General features: G+C 63.8%; 18 protein-coding genes. 14 read left to right on the top strand and 4 right to left on the bottom strand.

Annotated features, from left to right (window positions below):
• Positions 1-105: 105 nt before the first annotated feature.
• Positions 106-780 carry an iron-sulfur cluster repair protein YtfE gene (gene ytfE / locus ACLEJQ_RS06225; RefSeq protein WP_440793168.1) on the bottom strand — a complete coding sequence of 225 codons (675 nt, stop codon included), beginning with the start codon at positions 778-780 and terminating at the stop codon, positions 106-108.
• A gap of 159 nt (positions 781-939) precedes the next feature.
• Here ytfE and norR point away from each other — a divergent pair, with 159 nt between their 5' ends.
• The 8 genes from norR to ACLEJQ_RS06185 all read left to right on the top strand — a co-directional run bounded on the left by norR (position 940) and on the right by ACLEJQ_RS06185 (position 8,008).
• Positions 940-2,466 carry a nitric oxide reductase transcriptional regulator NorR gene (norR, locus tag ACLEJQ_RS06220; protein ID WP_440793166.1) on the top strand — a complete coding sequence of 509 codons (1,527 nt, stop codon included), beginning with the start codon at positions 940-942 and terminating at the stop codon, positions 2,464-2,466.
• Positions 2,467-2,662: 196 nt separating this feature from the next.
• Positions 2,663-3,310, top strand: a complete 648-nt coding sequence (gene pdxH, locus ACLEJQ_RS06215) for a pyridoxamine 5'-phosphate oxidase (RefSeq protein WP_440793164.1) — start codon at positions 2,663-2,665, stop codon at positions 3,308-3,310.
• Between the two features lie 88 nt (positions 3,311-3,398).
• Complete coding sequence (gene moaB / locus ACLEJQ_RS06210; RefSeq protein ID WP_440793162.1) at positions 3,399-3,953, top strand: molybdenum cofactor biosynthesis protein B; 555 nt, start codon at positions 3,399-3,401, stop codon at positions 3,951-3,953.
• Positions 3,950-5,185: a molybdopterin molybdotransferase MoeA gene (locus tag ACLEJQ_RS06205; RefSeq protein ID WP_440793160.1), complete on the top strand. Its 1,236-nt coding sequence runs from the start codon at positions 3,950-3,952 to the stop codon at positions 5,183-5,185. Before moaB ends, ACLEJQ_RS06205 begins: the two co-directional genes overlap by 4 nt.
• An 80-nt stretch (positions 5,186-5,265) precedes the next feature.
• A complete protein-coding gene (gene ubiU / locus ACLEJQ_RS06200) occupies positions 5,266-6,261 on the top strand; it encodes a ubiquinone anaerobic biosynthesis protein UbiU (protein ID WP_440793158.1) in 996 nt (331 codons plus the stop codon).
• A 10-nt stretch (positions 6,262-6,271) separates the two neighbouring features.
• On the top strand, positions 6,272-7,162 hold the full coding sequence (locus ACLEJQ_RS06195) for a U32 family peptidase (protein WP_440793156.1): 891 nt from the start codon (positions 6,272-6,274) through the stop codon (positions 7,160-7,162).
• Entirely contained in the window at positions 7,156-7,629 is a 474-nt protein-coding gene (gene ubiT, locus ACLEJQ_RS06190; protein ID WP_440793154.1) for a ubiquinone anaerobic biosynthesis accessory factor UbiT, read from the top strand. The genes ACLEJQ_RS06195 and ubiT overlap by 7 nt, the downstream gene beginning before the upstream one ends.
• 1 nt (position 7,630) lies before the next feature.
• Entirely contained in the window at positions 7,631-8,008 is a 378-nt protein-coding gene (locus ACLEJQ_RS06185) for a putative zinc-binding protein (protein WP_440793152.1), read from the top strand.
• A gap of 157 nt (positions 8,009-8,165) precedes the next feature.
• Here ACLEJQ_RS06185 and ACLEJQ_RS06180 read toward each other — a convergent pair whose 3' ends face one another.
• The 3 genes from ACLEJQ_RS06180 to ACLEJQ_RS06170 all read right to left on the bottom strand — a co-directional run bounded on the left by ACLEJQ_RS06180 (position 8,166) and on the right by ACLEJQ_RS06170 (position 11,417).
• The gene (locus tag ACLEJQ_RS06180; protein WP_440793150.1) at positions 8,166-8,843 is read right to left on the bottom strand and encodes a Crp/Fnr family transcriptional regulator; all 678 of its coding nucleotides are present in this window, start codon (positions 8,841-8,843) and stop codon (positions 8,166-8,168) included.
• 130 nt (positions 8,844-8,973) lie between these two features.
• Entirely contained in the window at positions 8,974-9,621 is a 648-nt protein-coding gene (gene narL, locus ACLEJQ_RS06175; RefSeq protein WP_440793148.1) for a two-component system response regulator NarL, read from the bottom strand.
• Entirely contained in the window at positions 9,618-11,417 is a 1,800-nt protein-coding gene (locus ACLEJQ_RS06170; RefSeq protein WP_440793145.1) for a HAMP domain-containing protein, read from the bottom strand. Before ACLEJQ_RS06170 ends, narL begins: the two co-directional genes overlap by 4 nt.
• A 307-nt stretch (positions 11,418-11,724) precedes the next feature.
• On the opposite strand from ACLEJQ_RS06170, the gene ACLEJQ_RS06165 reads away from it, so the two are divergent.
• From ACLEJQ_RS06165 to narI, 6 genes are all read left to right on the top strand, one after another.
• Positions 11,725-13,026 carry an MFS transporter gene (locus ACLEJQ_RS06165; RefSeq protein ID WP_440793143.1) on the top strand — a complete coding sequence of 434 codons (1,302 nt, stop codon included), beginning with the start codon at positions 11,725-11,727 and terminating at the stop codon, positions 13,024-13,026.
• Positions 13,004-14,401, top strand: a complete 1,398-nt coding sequence (locus ACLEJQ_RS06160) for a NarK family nitrate/nitrite MFS transporter (protein WP_440793141.1) — start codon at positions 13,004-13,006, stop codon at positions 14,399-14,401. Before ACLEJQ_RS06165 ends, ACLEJQ_RS06160 begins: the two co-directional genes overlap by 23 nt.
• Positions 14,402-14,470: 69 nt before the next feature.
• Positions 14,471-18,244 (top strand): nitrate reductase subunit alpha, encoded by a 3,774-nt coding sequence (locus tag ACLEJQ_RS06155; protein ID WP_440793139.1) that lies wholly within the window; start codon positions 14,471-14,473, stop codon positions 18,242-18,244.
• 1 nt (position 18,245) lies between these two features.
• Positions 18,246-19,784 (top strand): nitrate reductase subunit beta, encoded by a 1,539-nt coding sequence (gene narH / locus ACLEJQ_RS06150; RefSeq protein WP_440793137.1) that lies wholly within the window; start codon positions 18,246-18,248, stop codon positions 19,782-19,784.
• A gap of 2 nt (positions 19,785-19,786) precedes the next feature.
• Positions 19,787-20,542, top strand: coding sequence for a nitrate reductase molybdenum cofactor assembly chaperone (gene narJ / locus ACLEJQ_RS06145; protein WP_440793135.1), 756 nt, complete (start codon positions 19,787-19,789; stop codon positions 20,540-20,542).
• The gene (gene narI / locus ACLEJQ_RS06140; protein ID WP_440793133.1) at positions 20,535-21,215 is read left to right on the top strand and encodes a respiratory nitrate reductase subunit gamma; all 681 of its coding nucleotides are present in this window, start codon (positions 20,535-20,537) and stop codon (positions 21,213-21,215) included. The genes narJ and narI overlap by 8 nt, the downstream gene beginning before the upstream one ends.
• The last annotated feature ends 4 nt before the right edge of the window (positions 21,216-21,219 follow it).

The raw sequence follows: 21,219 nt of genomic DNA, 5'->3' as shown, positions 1-21,219 counted from the left end.
CGAGCCTGCTCGCGATAGCGGTATGCCAGTCACCACCGATGCTGGCTGATCCTCCGCTATCGCGAGCAGGCTCGCTCCCACAAGGGGAATTGTGGTGTTTGATGATCAGCGATCAGGCCTCATCGCATTGACGAACAACACATTGTTTTCCAGATGAATGTGCTGCATCAGGTCGTCACGAAACTCCACCAGCCCGCGGTACAAGGCGCGCCAGGTGTTGCACGCGTCGGCGGGTGGGGTGATGTGGTCGGTCAGGGCTAGCAGGGTTTCCAGTGCTTCACCGTGCTGGTCGTGTTCATAGCGCAGGACCTGGATCGGTGCCGAGGCGCGTTCGCCCAGGCCGTGTTGGAGCATCGGGAACAGCACCTGCTCCTCCTTGAGCATGTGGCCTTCGAGTTCCTGGTACATGTCTTCCAGGTGGTCGGCCAGGCCGTTCGGGCAACTGGCCCGTGCGCCGTGTACTTGCTCGACGCGGCGGGCCAGACGGATCAGCTCCGGCAGTTGCTCGCGGTGCCGGGCGTGGTAACGCTCCAGGATATGAGCGATCAGCAGTGCCTGGGGCTCGTCGCGCCAGTCGTGTCCCGGCTCGCCGGCGGCTTGCAGAGTGCTGAGGGCGTCGGCGATCAGCAGTGGATTGAGGCCTTTGCCGAGGGCCGCTTCGCGCAGGGATTTTTGCCCGCCGCAACAGAAGTCGAGGTTGTAATGATGGAAGGTACGGGTCGCACCGGGGATGTCGCAGGCCAGTTGGCCGAGGCTTTGGTCCAGCAGGTCGAGGCTCATCGTGTTTCCTTGGGTTGGATCCCGGGAGGGACGGATACCCAGGCGTTGCAGTCGCCATGCCATCTGTAAGTTGTTGATTAATTGCTGGTAATTTTTTCGCGGGGTGATTGTCACCCTGTGGCAGAGGGGTCAAACGTACCCCGGAGGGTAACCACTACCATGCTGCGTGAAAGCCTGGCCGCCGACCTGATTGTCGAGCTGCCCAATGCGGTGCGATTGCAGCGCCTGGTGCAGACCCTGCGCGAATACTTCAATAGCGGTGCCGTGGGCCTGTTGCGCCTGGACGACGACAGCCTGCGGCCCGTGGCGACCGTCGGGCTGGTTCACGAGGCGCTGGGCCGGCGCTTCGTGATTGCCCAGCATCCGCGTCTGGCGGCGATCATGGCGTCCCGCGAGCCGACCTGGTTCGAGCCCGACAGCCGTTTGCCGGATCCTTATGACGGCTTGCTCGACCCTCATGTCGGCGAGCCGCTGCCGGTGCACGACTGCATGGGCGTGAGTCTGTACGTGGAAGGCCGGCTCTGGGGCGCAATTACCCTGGACGCCTTGCACGCCGGTACGTTCGACAGCCGTGCCCGTGAAGAACTCAAGCGCTGCACGTTGCAGATCGAGGCAGCAGTGCGGGTGACCCGGCTGGAGCAGGAAAACCGTAGCCTGCGCGCCTCGCGCAGCGATGCGCCAGACCTGCGCCTGCCAAGCGAGGAGGGCGAGATCCTCGGTCGCAGCGAAGGCTTGCAGCAGTTGCTCAACGAATTGGATGTACTGGCCGACTCCGAGTTACCGGTCCTGTTACTGGGGGAAACCGGAGTGGGCAAGGAGTTGTTCGCCCGGCGCTTGCATCGTTTGTCCCGGCGCTGCCGCAAGCCGCTGGTCCAGGTCAATTGCGCGGCGTTGCCGGAGTCCTTGGCCGAGAGCGAATTGTTCGGTCACGTCAAAGGCGCGTTTTCCGGGGCGACCACCGACCGCGCCGGGCGTTTCGACGCGGCCAATGGCGGCACGCTGTTTCTCGATGAGGTGGGCGAGCTGCCGTTGAGCGTGCAGGCCAAGCTGCTGCGCACCTTGCAGAACGGCGAGATCCAGCGCCTGGGCGCAGACAAGCCGCTGCACGTCGATGTGCGAATCATCGCCGCCACCAACCGGCACCTGCCGGACAGTATTCGCGACGGGCTGTTCCGTGCCGATCTGTATCACCGGCTGTCGGTCTATCCGGTGCCGATCCCACCGCTGCGCGAGCGTGGTCACGATGTGCTGATGCTGGCCGGGCACTTCCTCGAACTGAACCGTACCCGCCTGGGCTTGCGCGGGTTGCGCCTGTCACCGGCTGCCGAGCAGGCGCTGCTGGACTACAGCTGGCCGGGCAACGTGCGCGAGCTGGAGCATGTGATCAGCCGCGCGGCGCTCAAGCAACTGAGCCGCGGCGCCAGTCGCAGCCTGATCATGACCCTGGAGCCGCAAGTGCTGGATCTGGATGTCGCTGCATCCCCGGCGCACGCGGTGCCCGAGTCGTCCATGGAGATCGTTGACGAGCCAGTCCGGTCCTTGAGTGAAACGGTCGACAATTGCCAGCGCCAGGCGATCTTCAAGGCCCTGGAGCGCTGCGCTCGGAACTGGGCGGGGGCGGCGCGGTTGTTGGAGGTGGATCCGAGCAATCTGCATAAACTGGCGCGGCGGTTGGGGCTTAAGTAGGGCTTTGAATCGAGTCGGCTTCATCGCGAGCAAGCTCGCTCCCACAGGTATCGTGAGCGCCGCAGATCCCTTGTGGGAGCGAGCCTGCTCGGGATGGCGTCGGCACAGCCCATCGACAACCCCGCATTGACAACGATCAAGGCCACCCCTCATCCCACACTCCACACTGGGCCGAACCCCCTGTGGAGATACCGCTATGCCGCTGTCCCTGGCCAATATGCGCCGCCAGTACACCCTCGACGGCCTCAACGAAGCCCAGGCGCCGGACGATCCGCTGGTTCTGTTCGAGCGCTGGATGCAACAGGCCCGCGACACCGAAAGCCCGCCGATAGAAGCCAACAGCATGCACCTGGCAACCGTGGATGCCGCGGGCCGGCCCCATTGTCGGGTGCTGTTGCTCAAGGGGTTCGACCACGACGGCTTCGTGTTCTTCGGCAATTACGACAGCGCCAAGGGGCAGGACCTGGCGGCCAATCCCTGGGCGGCCATGACGTTTTTCTGGCCAGGGCTGGAGCGGCAGGTGCGTGTCGAAGGAACGGTCCAGAGGTTGGATCCGACGTTGTCGGATGCCTATTTCGAATCCAGGCCCCTGGCCAGTCGCATCGGTGCCTGGGCCTCGCCGCAAAGTCATGGGCTAAAGGACCGGGCAGCGCTCGAAGCCTTGCTGGCCCAGGCCCGACAGCGGTTTGCCGGGCAACCGCTGCGGCGCCCCGAGCATTGGGGCGGTTATTGCCTGCGGCCTGAGCGCCTGGAGTTCTGGCAGGGCCGTGCCGACCGGCTGCATGACCGTCTCGACTATCGCCTGCGCGACGCAGCATGGCAGCGCAGCCGCCTGGCGCCTTGAGCGCCGGGGGAGGTACCTCGAAGGAGGAATAGGCCCGGCAGGGAATGCGGTTCAGGCTGGGCCATCTTTTCTGACAGGACGGCTGATCATGGCCCATCTGACGCAACGCCTTTTCCAACCCCTGAACATTGCGGTACTGACCATCAGCGATACCCGCACCTTCGACACCGACACCTCCGGGCAGACCCTCGCTGATCTGCTGCAAACGGCCGGGCATGTACTGATCAGCCGGGCCCTGGTGAAGGACGATATCTACCAGATCCGCGCCCAGGTCTCCCAATGGATTGCCGACCCCGCCGTGCAAGTGGTGCTGATGACCGGCGGCACCGGTTTTACCCCACGGGATAACACGCCCCAGGCGGTGCTGCCGCTGCTGGACAAACAGGTGGACGGTTTTGGCGAATTGTTCCGCCAGGTGTCGCTGGCGGAAATAGGCATGTCCAGCCTGCAGTCGCGAGCATTGGCCGGGATGAGCAACGGTGTGCTGGTGTGTTGCCTGCCGGGTTCGCCGGGTGCTTGCCGGACCGGTTGGGAGCAGATCCTCGTCGGGCAGTTGGACAGTCGCACCGGCCCATGCAATTTCACCCCGCACCTCAAGCCTCAGGACGGTGTAGCCCCTGCTGCCTGCGAGACGCGCTCATGAGCGGGCGGGTGTGCGACAGCGGCGCGCTGGTGCCGGTGGATGAGGCGATCCGGCATCTGCTGGATCAAGCACCGCCGCCCCCGGCGGTGCAGCAGCTCACCTTGGATCAAGCATTGGCCCGGGTGTTGAGCCAAGACATTTTCTGTCCGATGAACCTGCCGGCCTGGGACAACAGCGCCATGGACGGGTACGCCTTGCGAGCCGCCGATGTGTCGGCCGATGGTGGATGCCTGACGGTGGTCGGACGGATCGCCGCCGGTGACGGCCCCGGCGAGCCGCTGGGCGCAGGGCAGGCGGTGCGGATCTTCACCGGCGCGCCGCTGCCGCCGGGGGCGGACACGGTGGTGCCCCAGGAGAGCTGCCGGGTCGAGGGCGAGCGGGTCTGGTTGCCGACAGTCGACTGCGGCGATCACGTACGCAAGGAGGGCGAAGAACTGCGCCGAGGCGAGCGGCTTCTTCGGGCCGGTACGCGCCTGCGCGGCCAGGAGCTCGGGTTGCTGGCCGGCGCCGGGATCGGCCGGGTAGAGGTCTACCGCCCGCTGCGGGTGGGTCTGCTCAGTAGCGGCGATGAGCTGCGCGAACCGGGTGAGCCGCTGGCGCCGGGGCAGATCTACAACAGCAATCGCCATAGCCTCGCCGCATTACTGCGCGGCTGGGGCTTGGAGGTGCACGACTTCGGGGTCATGCCCGACCAATTGCTGGCCAGCCGGCAAGCCTTGAGCCTGGCCGCTGCCGAGTGCGACGTACTACTGACTTCCGGCGGCGTTTCGGTGGGTGAGGAGGACCATCTCAAGCAAGCCATCGAGGGCCTGGGCAGCATCGACCTCTGGCGCCTGGCGATCCAGCCGGGCAAGCCGTTGGCCTTCGGCGACGTGGAAGGCAAACCCTGGATCGGCCTGCCGGGCAATCCTTCGGCGGCGCTGATCACCGCGCTGATCGTGGTGCGTCCATTCCTGTTTCGCGCCCAAGGCATGGGCGACGTGCTGCCCGTGCCACTACCGGTGCCGGCCGGGTTCGACTGGCTGCAACGCAACAAGCGCCGGCAATACTTGCGCGCCAGGTTGAGCCAGGATGCCAGCGGTCATTTGTGCGCGGAGCTGCATCCCCAGCAAAGCTCGGCGATGTTGAGCGCCGCCTGCTGGGCCGACGGGCTGGCGCTGGTGGAGCGTGAGACGCAGGTGCACAAGCACGACCGGGTCCTGTATCTGCCGTTCGCCACACTGATGCACTGAGCGCAATTGATTGCCGTCAAGGTCACCCGCCGAGGGCTGGCTAGACTGGCGGCGCTTGTGTTTTCTCCTGAGGATGCCCCATGCAACTGGTTTGCCCGGCAGGGAACCTGCCTGCCCTCAAAGCGGCGGTGCGCCAAGGCGCCGATGCCGTCTATGTCGGCTTTCGCGACGACACCAATGCCCGGCATTTCGCCGGGCTGAACATGGACGACAAACAATTCGACGCAGCGGTCGCGCATATTCGCCAGCACCAACGCAAGCTGTACGTGGCGGTCAACACCTACCCGCAACCCAAGGGCTGGGAGCGCTGGCAACGAGCGGTGGATCGCGCTGCGGATTTCGGCGTCGATGCGCTGATTGCCGCCGACCCCGGTGTGCTCGGCTACGCCACCCAGCGTCATCCCCGATTGGCGCTGCATCTGTCGGTCCAGGGCTCGGCGACCCATGCCGCGGCCCTGGGTTTTTATGCCCAGCGCTACGACATCCGCCGTGCGGTGCTGCCACGGGTGCTGTCCCTGGCCCAGGTGCGGCAGGTGGCTGCGGCCAGCCCGGTGCCGATCGAGGTCTTCGGTTTCGGTAGCCTGTGCATCATGGCCGAGGGCCGCTGTCACCTGTCTTCCTACATCACAGGCGAATCGCCGAACCTCTGCGGCGTCTGCTCGCCAGCCAAGGCGGTGCGCTGGAGCGAAGACGCCCAAGGCTTGAGCGCACGCCTGAGCGAGGTGCTGATCGACCGCTACACACCCGAAGAGCCGGCCGGCTATCCGACGCTGTGCAAGGGCCGCTTCCTGGTGGGCGGCAAGCGTTTCCACGCGCTGGAAGAACCCACCAGCCTCGACACCCTGGACCTGCTGCCGGAGCTGGTCGCCATCGGTGTCGAAGCGGTGAAGATCGAAGGCCGCCAGCGCAGCCCGGCTTATGTCGAGCAAGTGACCCGGGTCTGGCGCGCTGCACTGGATGCCCACCAGGCCGCGCCACAGCGGTTCCGGGTACGCGAAGAATGGCGCCAGGCGCTGGCCGGGCTGTCCGAAGGCAGCCAGACCACGCTGGGTGCCTACCATCGATCATGGCAATGAAGGAGGTCCGATGAAACTCAGCCTGGGACCGGTCCTGTTTTACTGGGACAAGACGCAACTGGGGAATTTTTATGCCGAGATGTCGGCATTGCCGCTGGACGTGATTTACCTTGGAGAAACCGTGTGTTCCAAGCGCCGGGCACTCTCGCTGGATCAATGGTTGGGCCTGGGCCGCGAGCTGCAAGGCTGCAGTCAGGCGCAGATCGTGTTATCGAGCCTGACGCTGATCGAGGCCGCCTCGGAGCTGTCGACCTTGCGCCGGTTGTGTGACAACGGCCAGTTGCTGGTGGAAGCCAACGACATGGGCGCGGTGCAGTTTCTTGCCGAGCGCAAGCTGCCGTTCGTGGGCGGACCGGCGCTGAACCTGTACAACGGGCATGCCCTCGGGCAGTTGCTCGACAGCGGCATGATGCGTTGGGTGCCGCCGGTGGAATGCTCCGCCGCGCTGATTGCCGATGTGCTGGAGCAGGTGCGCGAACTGGGCCGCGAGGTGCCCGAGGTGGAGATCTTTGCCTACGGTCATCTGCCCTTGGCCTACTCGGCGCGCTGCTTTGCCGCCCGGGCCGAAAACCGGCCCAAGGACGATTGCCAGTTCTGCTGCATCAATTACCCCGATGGCCTGGCGTTAAGCAGTCAGGAAGGCCAGCAACTGTTCACCCTCAACGGCATCCAGACGATGTCAGGCGAGATCACCAACCTGCTGGCCGACTACCCGGCATTGGTCGCCTGCGGCGCGGATGTACTGCGCCTGAGTCCGCGGGCCCAGGGCATGGCCGAGGTGGTCACGGCGTTCGACAAAGTCCGTCAGGGCGAGGCGCCGCCGCTGTATGTCGAGGGTTGCAACGGTTACTGGCATGGCCATGCCGGCATGCTCAAGGTAGAGGAGGCGGGCCTGTGCTGAGTCCGAAAAAATGGCTGCTCAAAAGCGCCGATCGCTTGTTGCCGCTGGTGGGCAAGGTGCCGTTCGTGGTGCAGCGCCTGGCGTTGCAGCAGGCCCTCAACCGCTGCCTGGCCGAGCCGCTGGGCGATGGCGGGTTCGATGTGCTGCGCGGGCGCTGGTTGTGCCTGCGGGTGCTCGACTTGAAGTTGTGCTGGTACCTGACCCTGGCCCGCGACGGCTTGCGCATCGCCGAACGGGCCGAGGCCCAGGTCACCATCAGCGGCAATTGGCGTGAGTTCCTGCTGTTGGCCAGCCGTCAGGAGGATCCGGACACGCTGTTCTTCCGGCGGCGACTGGTGATCGAAGGGGATACCGAACTGGGGCTGGCACTGAAAAACCTGATCGACAGCCTCGACCCGGACGTGTTGCCGCCCTGGTTGTGGCGCAACCTGGAGCGGGCGGGGAAAGGCCTGGCAACGGTGGGATGAGATGAACGCTCTCGATGATTTGCCCCTGGTGTACTCCTGCTCCGGCTGCTCCAACGTCGCGCAGCTGGCCAATACCGTCGCCCTGCGCCTGGATCGGGCAGGCCTGGCCGAGATGTCCTGCATCGTCGGGGTGGGCGGGCATGTCGCGGCGCTGGTCAACAAGGCACGCTCGGGACGGCGGATCATTGCGCTGGACGGCTGTCCCTTGCAATGCGTGCAGGGCTGTTTGCAGCAGCACGCATTGAAGGCCGATGTGCATGTGATCCTGAGCCAGTTGGGCTTGCGCAAGCGCTTCGGGGTCGATTGCACGGATGAGCAGGGGAATGTGTTGTTCGAGTATCTGGTGCCGATGATGAAAGGGATGCCAGAGACAGATTGAAGCGCACAGCACCTGTGGCGAGGGAGCTTGCTCCCGCTGGGCTGCGAAGCGGCCCTTGGGTCAGTCACTGCGGTGCGTCAGGTATGTGGGGGGGGCTTGTTGGGGGCTGCTGCGCAGCCCAGCGGGAGCAAGCTCCCTCGCCACAGGGGGACGCGGTTTACTGTTGGTAATCCATTAACTGATCCTCAGCCAAAATCCGGATATTGCGCCGCTCCATGGCAATCAACCCGCCGTCCACCAGCCGATGCAGGATCCGCGAGAAGGTCTCCGGCTGAATCCCCAGCTTGGAGGCCACCAGGCGCTTGGACACTTGCAGCACCACCTGGCCGTCGCGGGGATCGCGTTCCTGCAACAGGAAATTGATGACCCGTCGGCTGGCGCTGGCCAGGGTCAGGTTGTCGATGTCCTTGAGGCGTTGGTGCAGGTGGATACTCATGCTTCCCAGAATTGCCAGGCAGACCTGGGGCTGGTCTTCCAGGGCCTTACGATAGTGAGTGCCTTCGATGCTCACCAAGACGCTGTCCTTGATTGCCGCCGCGCTGACCGGGTAGCAACGGGCCTGGCTGAACAGCAACGCCTCGGCGAACGTCTGTCCCGGCTGGATGATCTCCACCAGGTTTTCCTGGCCTTCGCCGGTGACCCGGAACAGTTTGATCTGGCCACTGACCAGCAAGAAGAACCGCCTGGCCGGGTCGCCCTGGTGCATGAGGGTGCTGTTGCAATCCAGGCGCTTGAGCACGGCGAGGTTGCAGACGTCTTCGAAAACCCGCTCCGGCAATTGGCTGAACAGGTGATGGCGACGCAACAGTAAAACGATGGAAGGGTGGGTCAGCATGGCGTACCTCCGCGTGCCGTCATGGTAGGGCCCGGGACGCCCCCGGGCCTATGCCTCGGCAGGCTTACCTCGGAAGAGGGATGGGCAGTCTGTTAAACGCCAAACCCCTGTGGGAGCGTAGAGCGGATGGCTAGCCCGCGCCGCGCAGATGCTCCATCGCCCATACCGCGGCTTCGACCCGGGAGCGCAGGCCGAGTTTGTGCAGCAGGTTTTTCACGTGGACCTTCACCGTGCCTTCGGTAATGCCGAGCTTGTGGCCGATGACCTTGTTGCTGTAGCCGCTGGCGATGGCCTTGAGCACCTGGCGTTCGCGTTCGGTCAGTTCCACCTCGGTCTGGCGTGGCGGGGAGCGCAGGGCCTGGGCCATGGCGCGGGTCAGGCCGGGGCTGATCACCAGGGCACCATCCAGGGCGTCGCGGATGTACTGAATCAACAACTCGGGTTCCATGTCCTTGAGCAGGTAGCCGTTGGCATCCAGGCGCAGCGCGTCGCGAATGTCGTCCTCGGCATCGGACACAGTGAACAGCAGCACCTTGCCGGTGTAATGCATGGCGCGCAGCCGGCGCAGGGTCTCGATGCCGTTCATCTGCGGCATGTTGTTGTCCAGCAGCACCAGGTCGGGCTTGAGCGGTTCGATCAGCGCCAGGGCTTCTTCGCCGTGACTGGCTTCACCGACGATCCGCAGGTCGTCTTCAAGCTCCAGCATCTGGCGGATTCCGCGACGCATCATCGGGTGGTCGTCGACCAATAAGAGGGAATGGCGCAGGGGCGCGTTCATAGGGCGATGCCTTCAGCGTGTTGGCCCAGGAATTCCGGTTGGAACTGCACCTGGATACGGGTGCCCTGGGGTGTCCGGGAGAGAATCTGCAGTTGCCCGCGCAAGCTGCGTGCCCGTTCGTTCATGATGTTCAAGCCATGATGCTCGCGCTGGTCCACCTCGCCGCAAAAGCCCCGGCCGTCGTCTTCGATCGACAGCCGTACGGTTTCGCCTTCCTGGCGCAGTTCCAGCCAGGCGTTCTCGGCATGGGCGTGGCGCAGGCAGTTGGACAGGGCCTCGCGGGTAATCTGCAGGATGTGAATCTGTTCGCTGGCCGAGAGTTCGAAGGCCAGGCTGTCGATGAACAGGTGCACCTGGAAATCCCCGCGGTTGGAAAACTCCTCGGCGGTGTCCTTGAGTTCTTCCACCAGGCCATCGTCGTGGATCTGCAAGCGGAACGTGGTGAGCAATTCCCGCAGTTGACGGTAGGCATTGTTCAGCCCTTCACGCAGTTCGCCAGTGACGGTTTCCAGGGTCTGCACCGGTTCGCCCCGACGCATCAGGGTCTGCATGCGGCTCACTTGCAGCTTCATGTACGACAAGGCCTGGGCCAGGGAGTCATGCAGCTCGCGGGCAATGATCGTGCGCTCGTCGAGCAACAGCAGGCGATGGTCCTGTTCGCGCTGGCGCTTGAGGGACAGCGAGGTGCCGATCAGGTTGGCCAGGGCCTGGATCAGTTCGGTTTCCCAGGGCTGTGCTGCATGCCCGTCGACAAAATGCGCCTTGAGTTCACCCAGTTCGTTGCCCTGGTTGCTGATGCTGAAGGCCTGCGGACGAGCGGCGTGGTGTTTGTCGCAGGTGGCGCAGTCGCTGCTGGCACACACCTGGCGGCTGTTGGCGCCATGCAAGGCCAGCAGCTGCCGCGCGGGTGCTTGCAGTTGCCCTTGCAGGCACAGCGACAGACGCAGGCCCGGCAACCGTTGCTGGAAGCGTGCGATCAATTCATCCAGGCCCTCGGCATTCGCCTGGCGTGTCGCCAGGCTGCGGCTGCTCTGGTAGAGCAGTTCCAGGGCGGCGTTGGCCTGTTGCAGGTGCAAGGTCTTCTGCCGGACCTGATCCTCCAGGGTGCGGTGGGATTGCTCGATGGTCTCGGCCATGGTGTTGAAGCTGGTCGCCAACTGGCCCAGTTCATCCTCGGACTGATGATTGACCCGTACCTGGAACTCGCCACGCCGGAAGCGCTGGGTTGCGTCCACCAGCTCCTGCAAGGGCGAGACCACTGCGTACTGCAATTCATACAGGCCGATCAACAGAATGATCATGGTGCTGAACAGCGCCATGCCCTGGATCGCCTGTTGCCAGCCCTGTTTGTGCTCGCTCTGGCGTTGCAGCAGGTTGACGAACTGGTCCAGTTGCTCGACGAAGGAACTGGCACTGGCCTGAAAGAACGCCCCGTCGCCGCGCTCGATGGCCGGGCGCAGGGTCTGGTTCCAGCGTTGCACGAGGTTCAGGTAGCTCTGGCGCAAGGAGGTGGTCGGCCCGTCTTCCAGCACGGCGCGCAGGGAAGGGCTGTCGAGGCGTTGTTGCAGGCTGGCGGTGATCGCCGGGATCTCGGTGCTGTCGCCCGCCGCCAGCTTCCAGCTCAGGTGATAGGTCTCCATGCGCACGGAGCCGGCGGTGTTGATGGCCGCGGCGTCGCCCTGGCTGAACCAGGCGATCAGGCCGGCGCTCAAGGAACTGGCGAGAGCCAGGACGGCGATGAGGATCACCGCCAGCCCGGCGCGAGCGGGCAGGGAGCTGCGCAGCCAGCGCATCATCGCGGCTGGCTCTGCAAGAAAATCGGATACCTGGACATGGATCGCGCCTGGAACTGGGGTGTTGCAGCCGATCCTGGGTGCACTACCTCTAAAGAGTTGTCGGCCGCTCCGTTTCCCTGAAAGCCTCGGCCAACCTGTTCAGAACCTTGATAAACAAAGGGTTTTATCAATGTTCCGGTCTACCACCTTGGAGGTAGGCGGGCCAAGCATAGGCCACGGCCCCCCAGGGGCTCGTTGACCCAGGTCAAGTTTCTGCGGGGTAGGCATCACTAGTCTGCGCCCATCGAACTGACTGGGGTGCGTCGTGATGCGAGCGCAAGTGCAACAAGGGCTGGTACTGGGGATGAGTACCCTGGCCTTCACCGTGTGCTTCATGGTCTGGATGATGTTTGCCGTGCTGGGCGTGCCGATCAAGCAATTGCTCGCCCTCAATGAGACCCAGTTCGGCCTGTTGGCCGCTACGCCAGTGCTGACCGGATCCTTGATGCGTCTGCCCCTGGGACTTCTGACCGACCGCTTCGGCGGGCGGATCGTGTTCTTCCTGCTGATGCTCGCCTGCGTGCTGCCCCTGTACCTGATCACCTTGGCGACCGCGTTCTGGCAGTTCCTGGTACTGGGCCTGTTCGTCGGGTTGGCCGGCGGTTCGTTCTCGGTCGGCATTGCCTATGTCGCCAAGTGGTTCGACAAACAGAACCAGGGCTTTGCAATGGGCGTGTTCGGCGCTGGCAACGCAGGTTCGGCGGTCACCAAATTCCTCGCCCCGGCGTTGATTGCCCTCGGCAGCTGGCACCTGGTGCCGAAGGTATTCAGCGCCATCCTGTTCATCACCGCGCTGCTGTTCTGGTTCCTCACCGCCGAGAAGAAGGAACACCGCAGCAGCGGTGGCGCCGGCTTGCGCGAACAGCTCAAGGCGTTGAAAGAGCCGGCCGTGTGGCGCTACTGCCAGTACTACTCGATCGTGTTCGGTGGCTACGTGGCCCTGGCCCTGTGGATGACCAAATACTACGTGCAGGAATACGGCTTCAGCCTGCAAAGCGCGGCACTGCTGGCGGCCTGTTTCTCGCTGCCTGGCGGCGTGCTGCGGGCCGTCGGCGGCTGGATGTCGGACCGCTGGGGCGCCCAGAGCGTCACCTGGTGGGTGCTGTGGGTCAGCTGGATCTGCCTGTTTCTGCTGTCCTATCCGCAAACCCAACTGCAAGTGCAGACCGTCAACGGCATCGTCGATTTCCACATCGGTCTCAACGCCACGCTGTTCACCGTTCTGCTGTTCGTGATGGGCATTGCCTTCGCGTTCGGCAAGGCCTCGGTCTTCAAGTACATCGCCAACGACTACCCGAAAAACATGGGCGCTGTGTCCGGCATTGTCGGCCTGGCCGGCGGCCTGGGCGGGTTCGTGCTGCCGATCATGTTTGGCGCGCTGGTGGACCTCACCGGCGTGCGCTCGTCCTGCTTCATGTTGCTGTACGGCGTGGTCTGGGTCTCGCTGATCTGGATGTACGTCAGCGAAATCCGCCAGCGCCCGCTGCTGGGCAAGCAACCGCCCGCCAGCCAGGCCCCGTTTTCCAGCATTGCCCAAGGAGAAGAACATGTCCGTTCTACAAACGCCTGACAAAGGCCCGGTGATTCACGACTGGCGCCCGGAAGACCCAGCGTTCTGGGGGCGCAGCGGCAAGCAGACCGCACGACGCAATCTGTGGATCTCGATCCCGGCGCTGTTGCTGGCCTTCGCGGTATGGATGGTCTGGAGCACGGTGATCGTGCGCCTGAACGCCATCGGTTTCAGCTTCAGCACCGACCAGCTGTTCTGGCTGGCGGCGCTGCCGGGGCTGTCGGGGGCCACCTTGCGGGTGTTCTATTCATTCATGGTGCCGATTTTCGGCGGCCGCCGCTGGACCGCGTTGAGCACCGCGTCGCTGCTGATCCCTGCGCTGTGGATGGGCTTCGCGGTGCAGGATCCGGGCACGCCGTACAGTGTGTTCGTGCTGATCGCCCTGCTGTGCGGTTTCGGTGGCGGCAACTTCGCGTCGAGCATGTCCAACATCAGCTTCTTCTATCCCAAGTCGCAACAAGGCACCGCCCTGGGGCTGAACGCCGGGCTGGGTAACCTGGGCGTGTCGGTGATGCAGTTCTGTGTGCCGCTGGTGATTTCCTTCGGCGTGTTCGGCTTCATGGGCGGCCAGCCGCAAGTGCTCGCCGATGGCAGCTCGCTGTGGTTGCAGAACGCCGGTTTCATCTGGGTGCCGTTCATCCTGGCCGTGACTCTGATCGCCTGGTTTGGCATGAACGACCTGTCCAGCGCCCGTGCTTCGTTCAGCGAGCAGGCGGTGATCTTCAAGCGCAAGCACAACTGGCTGATGTGCTGGCTGTACCTGGCGACTTTCGGCTCGTTCATCGGTTTCTCCGCGGCGTTTCCGTTGTTGATTAAAACCGCGTTCCCGGAAGTCATCGCGCTGAAATTCGCTTTCCTCGGCCCGCTGGTGGGCGCGCTGGTCCGGCCGTTGGGTGGCTGGCTGGCGGACAAGCTCGGCGGCGCCAAGGTCACCTTGTGGAACTTCGTGCTGATGATCGCGATGGTGTTCGGGGTCATGCATTTCCTGCCACAGGGCGGGCAGGGTGGCAGCTTCTACGGCTTCCTGGGCATGTTCATGCTGCTGTTCATCACCACCGGTGTGGGCAACGGCTCCACGTTCCGCATGATCCCGGTGATCTTCCGCACCCTGCATGAAAAAGCCGCCCTGGGCAAAAAGCCCGAGCAGCGCGAGCAAGCGCTCAAGAACGCCGGCAAGGAGTCGGCGGCGGTGCTGGGTTTCAGCTCGGCCATGGGCGCCTTCGGTGCGTTCTTCATTCCCAAATCGTTCGGCACTTCGATGGCCCTGACCGGCGGCCCGGAGATGGCCTTCTACATGTTCGTCGGCTTTTACCTGAGTTGCATCCTGGTGACCTGGTGGTGGTACGCGCGCAAAGGTGCCGCGACCCCCTGCTGAGACGAACTTTTTACCTGTTGCGTGGGCGGGGCGCAGACCCCGCGGAGCAAGCCTGAGAGGAAAGACACTGTGAGTCATTTACTGGATCAACTGCGGTTCTTCAACCGCAAGCAAGGCGAGTTTTCCGAGGGGCATGGCGAGACCCGCAAGGAGTCCCGGGACTGGGAGAACGTCTACCGTTCCCGCTGGCAGTACGACAAGATCGTGCGCTCCACCCACGGGGTGAACTGCACCGGGTCGTGCTCGTGGAAAATCTATGCCAAGAACGGTCTTATCACTTGGGAAACCCAGCAGACCGATTACCCGCGTACCCGTAACGACCTGCCCAACCACGAGCCCCGCGGTTGCCCTCGGGGCGCCAGCTACAGCTGGTATATCTACAGTGCCAACCGGCTCAAGTACCCGAAGGTGCGCAAGCCGTTGCTCAAGCTGTGGCGCCAGGCGCGCCAGACCCTGCCGCCGGTGGAGGCCTGGGCCAGCATCGTCGAGAACAAGGCCAAGGCCGACTCGTACAAGAGCAAGCGCGGCATGGGCGGGTTCATCCGTTCGAACTGGGAAGAAGTCAACGAGATCATTGCGGCGGCGAACGTCTACACCGTCAAGCAGCACGGTCCTGACCGGGTGGTGGGCTTCTCGCCGATCCCGGCCATGTCGATGGTCAGCTACGCCGCCGGCGCCCGTTACCTGTCGCTGATCGGCGGCGCGTGCCTGAGCTTCTATGATTGGTACTGCGACCTGCCACCGGCCTCGCCGATGGTCTGGGGCGAGCAGACCGACGTGCCGGAATCGGCCGACTGGTACAACTCCAACTACATCATCGCCTGGGGTTCCAACGTCCCGCAGACCCGGACCCCCGATGCGCACTTCTTCACCGAAGTACGCTACAAGGGCACCAAGACCGTGGCGATCACCCCGGACTATTCGGAAGTCGCCAAGCTCACCGACCTGTGGCTCAACCCCAAGCAGGGCACCGACGCGGCGCTGGCCCAGGCCTTCAACCATGTGATCTTCAAAGAATTCCACCTGGACAAGCCCAGCGCTTACTTCACCGACTACGCCAAGCGCTACACCGACCTGCCGGTGCTGGTGGTGCTCAAGCCGATGCTCGGCGCGGCGCCCGGTTCAGGCTACCAACCGGACCGCTTCCTGCGGGCCAGCGACCTGACCGACAACCTCGGCCAGGACAACAATCCGGAATGGAAAACCATTGCCCTGGATGCCGACGGCCAACTGGTTTCGCCCCAGGGTTCCATCGGCTATCGCTGGGGCGAGAAGGGCAAGTGGAACATCCTGCCGCGTGAAGGCGGCGAGGGCCGTGAGATCGACCTCAAGCTCAGCCTGATCGGCGGCGACGTGGCCGAGGTGGCGTTCCCGTACTTTGCCGGCGAGTCCCAGGAACACTTCCAGCACGTGGCGGGCGACGCGGTGCAGTTCCGCCGGGTGCCGGTGCACAGTGTGGTGCTGGCCGACGGCAGCGTGGCGAAAGTCGCGACGGTGTTCGACCTGTCGGCGGCCAACCTGGCCATCGACCGTGGCCTGGGCGGCGCCAACGTCGCCAAGGACTACGACGACGCCTCGGTGCCCGGCACCCCGGCCTGGCAGGAGCAGATCACCGGCGTGAGCCGTGAGAAGGCGATCCAGATCGCCCGCGAGTTCGCCGACAACGCCGACAAGACCCGTGGACGCTCGATGATCATCGTCGGTGCGGCGATGAACCACTGGTACCACATGGACATGAACTACCGCGGGCTGATCAACATGCTCATGCTTTGCGGTTGCATCGGCCAGACCGGCGGTGGCTGGGCCCACTACGTCGGCCAGGAAAAACTCCGTCCGCAGTGCGGCTGGCTGCCCCTGGCCTTCGGCCTGGACTGGAACCGTCCGCCACGGCAAATGAACGGCACCAGCTTCTTCTATGGCCACAGCTCCCAGTGGCGCCACGAGAAGATGAACATGCACGACGTGCTCTCGCCGCTGGCCGACAAGTCGCAGTTCCCCGAACACGCCCTGGACTACAACATCCGCGCCGAGCGGGCCGGCTGGTTGCCCAGTGCGCCGCAACTCAACACCAACCCGCTGCACATCTGCCGGGATGCCGCCGCCGCAGGCCTGGACCCGAAAGACTACGTGGTCAAGTCGCTGCAGGACGGTTCCCTGCGTTTTGCCTGCGAGCAACCGGACAACCCGGTGAACTTCCCGCGCAACATGTTCATCTGGCGCTCCAACCTGCTGGGCTCCTCGGGCAAGGGCCACGAGTACATGCTCAAGTACCTGCTGGGCACCAAGAACGGTGTGATGAACGAGGACATCGGCAAGGTCGGTCACTGCAAGCCCACCGAGGCCGAGTGGGTGGACGAAGGCGCCGTCGGCAAGCTCGACCTGGTGACCACCCTGGATTTCCGCATGTCCTCGACCTGCGTGTACTCCGACATCGTCCTGCCGACCGCCACCTGGTACGAAAAGGACGACATGAACACCTCGGACATGCACCCGTTCATTCACCCGTTGTCGGCAGCCATCGACCCGGCCTGGGAGTCGCGTTCGGACTGGGAAATCTACAAGGGCATCGCCAAGGCGTTTTCGGCCATGGCGGTCGGGCACCTGGGTGTCGAGAAAGACCTGGTCACCGTACCCTTGATGCATGACAGCGTCGGCGAACTAGCCCAGCCATTTGGCGGGACCGACTGGAAAACCGCCGGCGAGGTGCCGCAACCGGGCAAGAACGCACCGAACCTGCAAGTGGTGGAGCGCGACTACCCGAACATCTACAAGCAGTTCACCTCACTGGGCCCGCTGCTGGAAAAACTCGGCAACGGCGGCAAGGGCATCAACTGGAACACCGACGTCGAGGTGAAATTCCTGGGTGAGCTGAACCACCGCGAAGTCGATTCAGGCATCAGCCAGGGCCGGCCGAAGATCGACAGCGCCATCGACGCCGCCGAAGTGATCCTGTCCCTGGCGCCGGAAACCAACGGTCACGTGGCGGTCAAGGCCTGGGCGGCACTGTCGGAGTTCACCGGAATCGACCACAGCCACCTGGCGGTGTCCAAGGAGCACGAAGCGATTCGCTTCCGCGACATCCAGGCCCAGCCGCGCAAGATCATTTCCAGCCCGACCTGGTCCGGCCTGGAAGACGATCACGTGAGCTACAACGCCGGCTACACCAACGTCCATGAGTCGATCCCATGGCGCACCATCACCGGTCGCCAACAGTTTTACCAGGATCACCCGTGGATGCAGGCGTTCGGCGAGCAGTTGATGAGCTATCGGCCGCCGGTCAACACCCGGACCATCGAAGTGGTCAAGGGCAAGCGCACCAATGGCCACACTGAGATCGTTCTGAACTGGATCACTCCGCACCAAAAATGGGGCATCCACAGCACCTACACCGACAACCTGCTGATGCTCACCCTGAGCCGCGGCGGACCGATCATCTGGCTCTCGGAAATCGACGCCCGGCGCGCCGGCATCGAGGACAACGACTGGGTCGAGTGCTTCAACGCCAACGGCGCGTTGACCGCCCGTGCCGTGGTCAGCCAGCGGGTCAAGGAAGGCATGGTGATGATGTATCACGCCCAGGAACGGATCGTGAACGTACCCGGCGCGGAGACCACCAAGACCCGCGGCGGCCACCACAACTCGGTCACCCGCGTGGTGCTCAAGCCGACCCACATGATCGGCGGCTACGCCCAGCAGGCCTACGGTTTCAACTATTACGGCACGGTCGGGTGCAACCGCGACGAGTTCGTCGTGGTGCGAAAAATGGCCAAGGTCGACTGGCTCGACGGTTCCAGTGGCGATGATCTGCCGCGTCCACTGCCGACCGATATCGAGGAGAACTGAGATGAAGATCCGCTCACAAATCGGCATGGTCCTGAACCTGGACAAATGCATCGGCTGCCACACCTGTTCGATCACCTGCAAGAACGTCTGGACCAGCCGCGAAGGCATGGAATACGCCTGGTTCAACAACGTCGAGACCAAGCCGGGTATCGGCTATCCCAAGGAGTGGGAAAACCAGGACAAGTGGAAGGGCGGCTGGATCCGTAACGCCGACGGCTCGATCAACCCGCGCATCGGCGGCAAGTTCCGGGTGCTGGCGAACATCTTCGCCAACCCCGACCTGCCGGGCCTGGACGACTATTACGAACCGTTCGACTTCGACTACCAACATCTGCACACCGCACCGCTGGGCGAGCATCAGCCGGTCGCGCGGCCGCGTTCGCTGGTGTCGGGCAAGCGCATGGAGAAAATCGAATGGGGCCCGAACTGGGAGGAAATCCTCGGCACCGAGTTTGCCAAGCGGCGCAAGGACAAGAACTTCGACCAGATCCAGGCGGACATCTACGGCGAGTACGAAAACACCTTCATGATGTACCTGCCGCGCCTGTGCGAGCACTGCCTCAATCCGGCGTGCGCGGCGTCCTGCCCGAGCGGCGCAATCTATAAGCGTGAAGAGGACGGCATCGTCCTGATCGACCAGGAAAAATGCCGTGGCTGGCGCATGTGCATCAGTGGCTGCCCGTACAAGAAGATCTACTTCAACTGGAAAAGCGGCAAGTCGGAAAAATGCATCTTCTGCTACCCGCGCATCGAAGCCGGGATGCCGACCGTCTGCGCCGAAACCTGCGTCGGTCGCATTCGCTACTTGGGTGTGCTGCTGTATGACGCCGACCGCATCAGCGAAGTGGCCAGCACCGCCAACGAGCATGACCTGTACGAGAAACAGCTGGAGATTTTCCTCGACCCGAACGACCCGGCGGTGATCCGCCAGGCCCTGGCCGACGGCGTGCCGCAGTCGGTGATCGACTCGGCGCAACGCTCGCCGGTCTACAAAATGGCCGTGGACTGGAAACTCGCACTGCCGTTGCACCCGGAATACCGCACCTTGCCGATGGTCTGGTACGTACCGCCACTGTCGCCGATCCAGAACGCCGCCGCAGCCGGCACAGTGGGCATGAACGGCGTCCTGCCGGATGTCGACAGCCTGCGCATTCCCCTGCGCTACCTGGCGAACCTGCTGACCGCCGGCGATGAAAAACCGGTCAAGCGCGCCCTCAAGCGCCTGCTGGCGATGCGGGCCTACAAACGCTCCGAACAGGTCGATGGCGTACAAGACCTGCAAGTGCTGGCCGATGTCGGCCTGGATGTAAATCAGGTTGAAGAGATGTACCGCTACCTGGCCATCGCCAACTATGAAGACCGCTTCGTAGTGCCCAGCGCGCACCGCGAAGACGCCATGAGCGATGCGTTCGCCGAGCGTTCCGGTTGCGGCTTCAGCTTCGGCAGTGGTTGCAGCGGCAGCTCCGACACCAACATGTTCGGTGGCAAGAAGGCCAACCGGCGTGACGTGATCAAGACCGTGCAGTTGTGGGAGGAATGAGCATGCGCATTCTCAAGGTGATTTCGTTGCTGCTCGACTACCCGACCGAGACCCTGGTGGCCGGTCGTGACGAGTTGGAACAGGCGATTCTCCAGGCACGGGAAATCAGCCCGAACCAACGGGCGGGGTTGTTCGAACTGCTGGAGACGATTTGCGGTACGGACCTGATGGATGGCCAGGAGCATTACGGCGCGTTGTTTGGACGCGGGCGTTCGCTGTCGCTGCTGCTGTTCGAGCATGTCCATGGCGAGTCCCGCGACCGCGGCCAGGCCATGGTAGACATGCTGGCCCAGTACGAAGAAGCCGGTTTCGCCATCGGCATCAAGGAGCTGCCTGACTACCTCCCGCTGTACCTGGAGTTCCTCTCCACCCGCGAAGACCTGGAGGCCCGCGAGGGCCTGGCGGATGTCGCGCATCTGCTGGCCTTGCTCGCGGCACGCTTGGAGGAGCGTGAAAGCGTCTATGCCAGTTGTTTCCGGGCCTTGTTGCAGATCGCCGGGGCCGAACCCCAGGGCGCGGTCGCCGAACTGCGCGAGCAAGTGAAGGCCGAGCCACGGGACGATTCCCTCGAAGCCCTGGACCGGGTCTGGGAAGAAGAGGCGGTGGATTTCATGAAGGCCGAGCAGCAGGACCGTTGCAGCTCTATGCCAAGCGCGCCGGGCAAGGCCCGGGAAGAAAGTGCGGTGCCGTTGCACTGGGTGGATTTTCAGCATGAAGGGCGGGCCGCTGCGCCTGCCGGGGAGGTGGGCAATGTCTAAATGGGATCTGTTGTTGTTCGGGGTCTACCCCTATGTCGCCCTGGCGATTTGCCTGATCGGCAGTTGGGCACGGTTCGACTTGTCCCAGTACACCTGGAAGGCCGGCTCCAGCCAGATGCTCAGCAAGGGCGGCATGCGGGTAGCGAGCAACCTGTTCCACGTCGGCGTGCTGTTCGTGCTGGCCGGGCATTTCGTCGGTCTGCTGACGCCATCGGCGGTCTACCACCATGTGCTGAGCACCGAGCACAAGCAGTTGCTGGCAATGGTCTCCGGTGGCTTCTTCGGTGTGCTGGGCCTGGTCGGGTTGCTGATGTTGCTCAACCGGCGCCTGACCGATCCACGGGTTCGAGCCACCTCAAATACCTCCGACATCCTGGTGCTGGTGGTGCTGCTGGTGCAACTGGTGCTCGGCCTGATGACCATCGTTGCCTCGACCGCACACATGGATGGCTCGGTGATGGTGATGCTGGCCGACTGGGCCCAGAACACCGTGCTGCTGCGTCCAGTGGAAGCCGCGACCTCGATGGCGCCGGTAGGCCTGGTCTACAAGCTCCATGTGCTGTTGGGCCTGACGCTGTTCGTGCTGTTCCCGTTCACCCGTCTGGTGCACATCGTCAGTGCGCCGGTCTGGTACCTGGGTCGGCGTTATCAAATCGTTCGGCAGAAGTTCTGAGGAG

The sequence above is a fragment of the Pseudomonas sp. SMV71 genome (genome assembly GCF_052042015.1).
Classification (GTDB): Bacteria; Pseudomonadota; Gammaproteobacteria; order Pseudomonadales; family Pseudomonadaceae; genus Aquipseudomonas.
The sequence above is the reverse complement of the archived record's forward strand: the minus strand, read 5'-3'. Positions and strand labels throughout refer to the sequence as shown.